The sequence below is a fragment of the Geomonas sp. genome, from assembly GCF_035254065.1.
In the GTDB taxonomy this organism is placed as follows: Bacteria; Desulfobacterota; Desulfuromonadia; order Geobacterales; family Geobacteraceae; genus Geomonas.
This window is the reverse complement of sequence record NZ_DATFBA010000107.1, coordinates 1-8,272: the sequence shown is the minus strand read 5'-3', so window position 1 is coordinate 8,272 and position 8,272 is coordinate 1. Positions and strand designations below refer to the sequence as shown.

The following is an 8,272-nucleotide window of genomic DNA, read 5'->3' as shown; positions in this document are numbered from 1 at the left end:
GTCGGCCCCAGGGTGGTCGGCTCGAGATATTCCGCGTAATCGGCCGGATTCCAGGCCGGTTCGGTGGCCGGAAGGTTGGACATGTGGATCTCATCCCTTACCACAGCAAAGGAATAGGTCAGCTTGCGGCTGGTGGCATTCTGTTCCCAGTTCGCGAACAGGATGGGGGTGCCGCTCACCGGATCGGTGTAGACAGCCGAGGAGGCGTAATCGCCGGAGACCTTGACGTCGGTGATGGACTGGTACTTGTCGGAAACGGCGTAGGGTATCCACAGTTTGGTCTGCTTGCCCGACTCCTGCTTGGAAAGATCCACCTCGACCGTCACCACCCCAGCCCTGCTGGCAGCCCAGGCAGCGGGGGCCAGGCACATCGTAAATGCCAGCATGAAGAACAACAACCTTTTCATATAAAGCTCCTCTGTATCGGCAGCCAGCTCGGGCTGCCTGGAAATGAGCTAAATTGATAAGCGATTGACAGCTCACTGTCAAATTGGTAATTTTAATCTTTCCGCCACCTTCTATCGTCTTACCGAATGGAGCTCACGTGAACCTCAAGCAGCTGGAAGTTTTCATAAAGGTCGCCGAGACCGGGAGCTTTTCCAAAGGGGCGGAAGCCACCTTCATCACCCAATCCACCGTCAGCCAGCATATCTCTGCGCTGGAGGAGGAGTTCGGCCTGAAGCTTCTGGACCGGACCGGCCGCGGCGCCCTGCTGACCGAGGGTGGCAAGCTCCTGCTCGATCGAGCCCGGCGCCTTGTCGCCTACGCCCACGAAATACCGACCGCCATCGCGCGTTTCAAGGGAGTAGAGGAGGTCAAACTCAAGGTAGCGGGAAGCAGCATTCCCGGCGAGTACATGATTCCCGCCGCCCTCCCCTTGCTGGCCGAACGGTTTCCCGGCCTCAGCATCACGCTTCTGCAGGGAGACAGCCAAGGTGTGGTGGAGAAACTGCTGGACGAAGAGGTCGAGGTTGGCGTAGTGGGAGGTTGTTTTCCGGAGGACGGCATCGAGTTGGTTCCCTTCGCGACCGACGAACTGGTGCTGATCGCGCCGGGGGGGCATCATTTGAGCGGAGTATCCGCCATCGGCACCGGTGAGTTGTGGCGCGAGACCTTCGTGTTGCGGGAAACTGGATCGGGGACCGGCAAGGCATCCGCTGAAGCGCTCCGCAAGGCGGGGATCGACACCGGCAGCGTCCGGGTTGCTGCCCACCTGGGGAGCAACGAGGCAGTCAAGCGTGCGGTGATGGCAGGGATCGGCATCTCCTTCATCTCGCTTTTGTCGGTACAAAGGGAACTGGCGCAGGGAGCTTTGATCAAGGTGCCGGTGGAAGATATCCAGATCAGGCGGGAGTTCTACCTGGCCAGCAGAAAAGGACGGGAACTCTCCCCGGCCGCGATCGGGTTCTGCAACGTGATGAGGGAGTTGTACAGCCAGCCCGAAGCGGCGAGCTTCGCCTGACCGGTCATAGTTGGCGGGTCAATCCAGAGCCGAGCGCTGCTTTTTTCTCTCCGATACCAGCTTCTTTGCGGCCAATCGCTTTTCCTTGGCCTTGCGCGGCACTTTCGTCGCGATTCTCTTCTTTGCCCTCTGCTCACTCTTGCGAATCAGCGCCGCCAGGCGCTCCATGGCCTTTTCCCGGTTCTGAAGCTGCGAGCGGCTCTCGCTGGCCTGCGCGACGATGCCGGTCGGCAGGTGACGAATGCGGACTGCCGAGTCGGTAGTGTTGCGGTGCTGCCCCCCCGGACCGGAGGCGCGGTAGTATTCTATCCGGATATCTGCTTCCCTTATTTCCACGATTCTTCTCCCTCACACAATTCCGGCCGAGTATAGCACAGAGCCTCAGCTATCCTTCGCTTTTTTAACCGTCCGAGAGTCCCTCTCTCTGACAGCCCACGCCCTCCGAGAGTCCCCTCTCCCGGGGGGGGGCGAGGGAGAGTTATGGCGAGTGGAATGAGGTTACGAAGCGTTGCGGAAGACCTACAGCACGGAATCTTGCATTAGCGTCCACTGTCTGTTACAGTCACCGGCTGATCGATCGATCTAGAGGAGGAAGCTATGAAGAAGAGTTTGGGTGCCGCAACCATCGCAATGCCTACCCCCACCTGGCTGGTGGGAACCTATGACGAGGACGGGAAGGCCAACATCGCCACCATCGCCTGGGGCGGAGTCTGCTGCTCGGAGCCGCCGGCCGTAGCTGTTTCGCTGCGGAAATCCCGCTATACCTATGACGCCGTTATCAAGAGAAAGGCGTTCACCATCAATGTGGCTTCGGAGGCTTACGCCGCCGCTGCCGATTACGCCGGCATCGCCTCCGGCCGCAATACCGACAAGTTCGCGGCCGCCGGACTCACCGCCGTCAGAAGCGAGCTGGTGGACGCCCCTTATGTCGCCGAATTCCCGCTGGTGCTGGAATGCCGCCTGCTGCAGACAGTGGAGATCGGGGTGCATATCCAGTTCATCGGAGAGATCGTCGATGTGAAGGCCGACGAAGACGTCCTCGACGCCGACGGCAACGTGGATGCAAGGAAGGCGCTCCCTCTCATCTACAGCCCATCCGATCGCAACTACTATGGGATAGGGAAGCTTGTTGGTAAGGGTTTCGACATCGGCAGGAAACTTCTCAAGTAGGCGGAACCTTCAAACCGGCCGGCCGTAGTACCTGCCAGGACAGGTACCGGCCGGCCGTCTCTTTTCTGCGCAATCCAGCTCTCAGGTCAGGTCGGCGGCCCTCCCTTTCGTTTCACGAACCTCTCCTCAAAAGCTAGAGTAATCCCCCGTAGCGGCTCATCCAGAAACGCCAGCGTCCTCATCGCGATTGGTTCCGGCACTCCCCCGTAAAACGCCTGCGCGATGCCGCCGGTGATGGCGGCCAGGGTGTCGGAATCGCCTCCCAGGGAAACCGCCAGCCGAATGGCGCTCTCGAAATCGCACGACTCCAGGAATGCGGTGATGGCTTGCGGCACGGTTCCCTGGCAGGATACGTCGAAGGAGTAGCCCGGCCTGATCTCGTCGCAGCAGCGGGAGAGGTCGTAATCGAAATATTCGGTGATGAACCTCCTGATATCCTCTTTGGAAGCGCCGGTCCTACCAAGGTAGACGGCGGCTGCGGTGGCCTGGGCGCCCTTGATCCCCTCGGGATGGTTGTGAGTGGGGAGGCTGTAATCCTTCGCCTTCTTCAAGACCTCGGCCAGGGAACCGAAGGCCCAGCCCACCGGGCATACCCTCATGGCCGCCCCGTTGCCCCAACTGTGGTAGGGATGGGCGTGGTCATTCTGGGCCCAACTGCGGAAATTGCCCCCGTAACCGACGTCGGGATACCTGCGAAAGTACCGCCTCATCAGGGAGGCATACCCTTCCCCGGTCAGGATGGCTTCCGCCAGCGCCACGGTCAGCACCGAATCATCGGTGAAGCGACAATGCTCCTGGAACAAAGGAAACTCGGTCGTCTTGATGTTGTTCCACTCATAGATCGATCCCACCACATCACCGGTCAAGGCACCTAACATGGCTCTTCCTCCCTATCCTCCCGCATCTCCTGCTCCACCGCGGGCGCTTTAAAGAATGACGAAGCCACCACAGATACATTGGGTGCAACTAATTCCATCCACACAGAATACCCCACTCGACAGCCATTTGCACCTGTCTCTATAACCTAGGTCGCTCCGCGACTGTTGCTTCCCATCTCTTTTGGTATGCTTTGAGTCGACAAGCCCCCGGGAGGTGCACCATGTCGGAAACAGTGAGGAATTTCATCGCAGGCACCTGGTGCGATGCCGCTGACCAGAGGAGTTTCCAAAGCTATAATCCGGCCGACCTCGAGGACGTGATAGCCACCGTCCCACTGTCCTCGCGAGCCGATGTCGACCGTGCGGTGACCGCTGCCCGGGAGGCGCTACCGGCCTGGCGGCGTCTCCCCGCTCCCCGCCGGGGGGAGCTCATTTTCCGAGCCGCCGAACTCCTCACCGCCAACAAGGATCGACTCGGTAACCTGGTGTCGAGGGAAATGGGGAAGGTGCTGGCGGAAGGGCTTGGCGACGTTCAGGAGGCGATCGACATCGGCTACTACATGGCGGGCGAAGGGCGCAGGCTGCAGGGGGAGACGGTCCCCTCCGAGTTGCCGGACAAGGACTGCAAGAGCGTCCGCTTTCCCCTCGGGGTAGTGGCCCTGGTCACGCCGTGGAACTTCCCGATCGCCATCCCCTCCTGGAAGCTGTTCGCCGCCCTTATCTGCGGCAACACCGCCATCCTTAAACCGTCGTCCGACACACCGGCGTGCGCCGCAGCCTTCGTCGAGATCCTGGAACAGGCGGGTTTTCCGGCAGGCGTCGTGAACCTGGTCTGCGGACCGGGGGGCGAGGCAGGGGAATACCTGCTTACCCACCCAGGTGTTGACGCAGCCTCCTTCACCGGCTCCTGCGCGGCCGGAGAAGCGCTGGAGGCGAAGCTCGCAGCCCTGCACCGCCCGGTCGCCCTCGAGATGGGGGGGAAGAATGCCATCATCGTGATGGAGGACGCCGATCTGGAGCTGGCCCTGGAAGGCGTGCTGTGGGGGGCGTTCGGCACCACCGGCCAGCGCTGCACGGCAACCAGTCGGGTCGTGGTGCACCAATCCGTCTACGGGCGCTTCCTCACCATGCTGGCCGAGCGGGCAGCAGCCCTGAAGCTGGGCTACGGGGTCGACCCGGAAACGCAGGTAGGGCCGCTCATCAACGAGCGGCAGTTCGAAAGGGTCCTCAAGTATGTGCAGATCGGCAAGGAGGAAGGCGCCCGGCTGGTGACCGGCGGACAGAGAATCACCGATGGCCCGCTTGCCACCGGCTTCTACCTGGCACCCACCGTCTTCGCCGATGTCAGGCCAACCATGCGCATCGCCCAGGAAGAGATCTTTGGGCCGGTGCTGAGCGTCATCCCCTGCAGCGGGCTCGACGAGGCTATCAGCATAGTCAACGGCTCCCGGTACGGCCTCTCCTCCGCCATCTACAGCCGCAACGTCAATACCACCGCACGCGCCGAGCGCGATCTGGAGACCGGCATCGTCTACATCAACGCATCCACCATCGGCGCCGAGGTCCAGCTGCCATTCGGCGGCTGGCGTCATTCAGGCTCCGGCCATCCCGAAGCCGGCGGCCGCGGGGGGGCGATCGACTTCTTCAGCAAGACCAAGGTAATCTACCGCGACTTCAGCGGCAAACTGCAGAAGGCGCAGATCGACAAGATGGATGAGGGATTCCCTCCCCTCCCCTCTTTGGACAACCAGGAGCACGAGCATGTTTAAAGGTATCGACTACTACGACATCGAGAGCGAGCTGACCGACCAGGCCCGCCTCATCCGCGACACGGTCCGTGACTTCGTGGACCGCGAGTTCCTCCCGGTGGTCCGGGAGCATTACCGCGCCGGCACCTTCCCAGTCGAACTGGCTGCCACCATGGGGAAACTCGGGCTCTTTGGCGCCAACCTGACCGGTTACGGACTACCGGGGATCGACCAGATATCTTACGGCCTCATGATGCAGGAGCTGGAACGGGGCGACTCCGGGCTCAGGAGCTTTGTGTCCGTGCAGGGCGCGCTGGTTATGTACCCGATCTGGAAGTTCGGCAGTGAAAGCCAGAAAGAGTATTGGCTGCCGAGGTTGGCTACTGGAGAGGCAGTCGGATGTTTCGGGCTCACCGAACCCGATTTCGGCTCCGACCCGGGCGGCATGATCACCCGTGCCGTCAAGCACGGGAACGAATACCGGTTGAGCGGCGTCAAGATGTGGATCACCAACGGCAGCATCGCCGATCTGGCCGTGGTGTGGGCGAAACTGGATGGCGAGATACGGGGGTTCCTGGTGGAGCGGGGCACCGCTGGCTTCAGCTCCGGCGAGGTAGCCGGCAAACTTTCGCTGCGCGCCTCCATCACCGCCGAACTCGTGCTGGACGAGGCGCGCGTACCTGCCGGGAACCTGCTTCCGGGCGCGGTGGGGCTGAAGAGTGCCCTCAGCTGCCTCAACCAGGCGCGCTACGGCATCGCCTGGGGCGCCGTGGGCGCTGCCATGGCCTGCTTCGACGAGGCTCTCGCCTACTGCCGGGAGCGGAAGGTCTTCGGTAAGCCGGTGGCAGGGTACCAGCTGACCCAGGCGAAGTTGGCGGACATGCTGACGGCGATCACCCAGGGGCAGCTCCTTTCCCTGCAGTTGGGCAAACTCAAGGAGGCAGGCCGCCTGCGTCCGCAGCAGGTCAGCCTCGCCAAGCGGAACAACGTGCGCATGGCGCTGGAGGTGGCGCGCACGGCCCGCGGCATGCTGGGCGCCAACGGCATCAGCGATGAGTACCAGACCATGCGGCACATGTGCAACCTCGAGTCTGTCGACACCTATGAAGGGACCTACGAGGTTCACACCCTGGTACTGGGAAGGGACCTGACCGGGATCGACGCCTTCACATGAACTATCTCTTCCATCTTCACCTCTCCGGAGACGACCCCGAGATCCTCACCGGCAACTTCATGGGGGACTTCGTCAAAGGGCGGCTGACAGACCAGTGGCCTCCCCTGGTGCGGCGCGGCATCGAGCTGCACCGCGCCATCGACTCCTTCGCGCATACCGAGCCCGCCTTCAACCGCAGCCGCTTGCGCATCGCCCCTCACTTCGGTCTCTACCGCGGCATCCTGGTCGATCTCTTCTACGATCATTTCCTGGCCACCACCTGGAGCAGTTGGTCAGCCGAGCCGCTCCCCCTCTATCTCAAGCGGGTCAGGCGGGTGGTGGAGGCGCGTCGAGCCATCCTCCCGCAGCGGCTGGGCCAGATCCTCCCCATCATCTTCGAAGATATGATCCCTTCCTATCTGGACACTGACGGTGTCGGCGGTGCCTTGGTGCGCATGTCGAGGCGCATCCCACGAGACAACCCTTTGGCGGGTGGAGAGGCGGAGCTTGTGCGGAATTATGAAGGGCTGCGAGAGGATTTCCTGGCGTTCATCGCCACAGCGGAGGAGTTCGCGAAGGGGTTCCGAGCGGAGCTGTCAGCCCGGTGAGCTGGAAAGGTGGGAGGAGATGCGCAAGCGCCGGTCACCGCATCCCCTCCCTTCCTCCCCGTCACCGGAGAGGACCTGCCTTTTACGACTTTTTCGGCAACTGATGCAGCAGTTCCTTGTAGCGCTCCCATTCCACCGCGCTCCAGATTTCGGTAGTGGCATGGCCGAAGGAGCGGATGATGGTGCATACCTCCAGGGCGGTCTCGTGGTTGGGCGCCCGGAAAATGTCGAGGTAGTCACACGGTCCCAAAATGGCATAATTCGCCAGCCACTCCACCTGCGGACATTTGGTCCGGATGTGCTGCATCACGTTATTTTCCAGTTCTTCGTAAGAGACCAGCGATCGGAGGATGGTAGTCGACAGGCGGGTCAGCATAACGAATGTCTGCATGATAGTCTTCCTCCCTTAGTTTGCATTGGTTTATTCTAATCTTGCCTATTATAATTTACCGGTTTGGGAAAGCAACCACCGTGGAGCGCATCACCGTCGAGGGCCTTTCCCAAGGGCAGGATCAAGCGCTACCTTCGGCGGGAAGCGGAGCATGACGCACAGAAGATGCTAATGCTTGGTGTCAGGATATAATATTTAAATGTTCAATCTTTCGGGGATTCCACAGTTTAAGCCGGTACAGGAGCTGATCATGAATGAGAAAGAACACTCTCGCTATGTCAGATGGTTTAAGGAGCTCTCCATTACCGATGTCCCCCTGGTGGGCGGAAAGAATGCCTCGCTGGGGGAAATGTACCGGGAACTGGTGCCCAAAGGCATAAAGATCCCCAACGGCTTCGCTATCACAGCTCATGCTTACCGTGAGCTGATCGAGGCGAGCGGAAAGATGCAGGAGATGAGGAAGCTCCTGAGGGAGATAGATAAGAGCGACCTGGAGGCCTTCGCACGAAAAGGCCACCGACTGAGAGAGCTGGTGTACGAAGCACCGCTTCCGGCCGAAGTAAGCAGTGCCATCCTCGCCGCCTACCACCGGCTCTGCAGGGAATACGGAGAAGACACCGACGTCGCCGTCCGCAGCAGCGCGACCGCCGAGGACCTGCCGACTGCCTCCTTTGCCGGGCAACAGGAGAGCTACCTGAACATCAGGGGAGAAGCGCAACTTTTGGACGCCTGCCGGCGCTGCTTCGCCTCGCTCTTCACCGACCGCGCCATCTCCTACCGCATCGACCAGGGCTTCGACCACTTCCGGGTGGCGCTCTCCATCGGTGTCATGAAGATGGTGCGCTCCGACCAGGCGGCGAGC

The 8,272-nt window shown here is 61.2% G+C and carries 9 protein-coding genes and 1 pseudogene; 6 read left to right on the top strand and 4 right to left on the bottom strand.

Translation table 11 applies throughout. From position 1 onward, the window contains the following. Positions 1–407: pseudogene (locus VJ604_RS05565) on the bottom strand (transglutaminase); the annotation flags it as partial. Between the two features lie 137 nt (positions 408–544). Between VJ604_RS05565 and VJ604_RS05560 the strand changes: the two are divergent. Then, on the top strand, positions 545–1,462 hold the full coding sequence (locus VJ604_RS05560) for a selenium metabolism-associated LysR family transcriptional regulator (protein WP_324080438.1): 918 nt from the start codon (positions 545–547) through the stop codon (positions 1,460–1,462). A gap of 18 nt (positions 1,463–1,480) precedes the next feature. Here VJ604_RS05560 and VJ604_RS05555 read toward each other — a convergent pair whose 3' ends face one another. Beyond that, positions 1,481–1,798, bottom strand: a complete 318-nt coding sequence (locus tag VJ604_RS05555) for a peptide chain release factor-like protein (RefSeq protein WP_324080436.1) — start codon at positions 1,796–1,798, stop codon at positions 1,481–1,483. Between the two features lie 261 nt (positions 1,799–2,059). Between VJ604_RS05555 and VJ604_RS05550 the strand changes: the two genes are divergently transcribed. Then, a complete protein-coding gene (locus tag VJ604_RS05550) occupies positions 2,060–2,632 on the top strand; it encodes a flavin reductase family protein (RefSeq protein ID WP_324080434.1) in 573 nt (190 codons plus the stop codon). An 86-nt stretch (positions 2,633–2,718) separates the two neighbouring features. Here the strand turns inward: VJ604_RS05550 and VJ604_RS05545 are convergent, their stop codons facing one another. After that, positions 2,719–3,510 carry an ADP-ribosylglycohydrolase family protein gene (locus VJ604_RS05545; protein WP_324080430.1) on the bottom strand — a complete coding sequence of 264 codons (792 nt, stop codon included), beginning with the start codon at positions 3,508–3,510 and terminating at the stop codon, positions 2,719–2,721. Positions 3,511–3,731: 221 nt separating this feature from the next. On the opposite strand from VJ604_RS05545, the gene VJ604_RS05540 reads away from it, so the two are divergent. The 3 genes from VJ604_RS05540 to VJ604_RS05530 are packed head-to-tail and all read left to right on the top strand — an operon-like array spanning position 3,732 to position 7,019. Next, positions 3,732–5,279 (top strand): aldehyde dehydrogenase family protein, encoded by a 1,548-nt coding sequence (locus VJ604_RS05540; protein WP_324080427.1) that lies wholly within the window; start codon positions 3,732–3,734, stop codon positions 5,277–5,279. Continuing rightward, a complete protein-coding gene (locus VJ604_RS05535; RefSeq protein WP_324080425.1) occupies positions 5,272–6,432 on the top strand; it encodes an acyl-CoA dehydrogenase family protein in 1,161 nt (386 codons plus the stop codon). The genes VJ604_RS05540 and VJ604_RS05535 overlap by 8 nt, the downstream gene beginning before the upstream one ends. Continuing rightward, on the top strand, positions 6,429–7,019 hold the full coding sequence (locus VJ604_RS05530; RefSeq protein WP_324080423.1) for an acyl carrier protein phosphodiesterase: 591 nt from the start codon (positions 6,429–6,431) through the stop codon (positions 7,017–7,019). Before VJ604_RS05535 ends, VJ604_RS05530 begins: the two co-directional genes overlap by 4 nt. A gap of 82 nt (positions 7,020–7,101) precedes the next feature. Here the strand turns inward: VJ604_RS05530 and VJ604_RS05525 are convergent, their stop codons facing one another. Continuing rightward, on the bottom strand, positions 7,102–7,410 hold the full coding sequence (locus VJ604_RS05525) for a GYD domain-containing protein (protein ID WP_324080421.1): 309 nt from the start codon (positions 7,408–7,410) through the stop codon (positions 7,102–7,104). A gap of 250 nt (positions 7,411–7,660) precedes the next feature. Between VJ604_RS05525 and VJ604_RS05520 the strand changes: the two genes are divergently transcribed. After that, the coding region (locus VJ604_RS05520; RefSeq protein ID WP_324080419.1) for a PEP/pyruvate-binding domain-containing protein at positions 7,661–8,272 on the top strand (612 nt) is incomplete at its 3' end.

Excerpts from the sequence above, each read along its gene's own strand:
- VJ604_RS05540 (WP_324080427.1), top strand. The coding sequence starts at position 3,732 with ATGTCGGAAACAGTGAGGAATTTCATCGCAGGCACCTGGTGCGATGCC.
- VJ604_RS05525 (WP_324080421.1), bottom strand. The coding sequence starts at position 7,410 with ATGCAGACATTCGTTATGCTGACCCGCCTGTCGACTACCATCCTCCGA.
- VJ604_RS05530 (WP_324080423.1), top strand. The coding sequence starts at position 6,429 with ATGAACTATCTCTTCCATCTTCACCTCTCCGGAGACGACCCCGAGATC.
- VJ604_RS05545 (WP_324080430.1), bottom strand. The coding sequence starts at position 3,510 with ATGTTAGGTGCCTTGACCGGTGATGTGGTGGGATCGATCTATGAGTGG.
- VJ604_RS05535 (WP_324080425.1), top strand. The coding sequence starts at position 5,272 with ATGTTTAAAGGTATCGACTACTACGACATCGAGAGCGAGCTGACCGAC.
- VJ604_RS05550 (WP_324080434.1), top strand. The coding sequence starts at position 2,060 with ATGAAGAAGAGTTTGGGTGCCGCAACCATCGCAATGCCTACCCCCACC.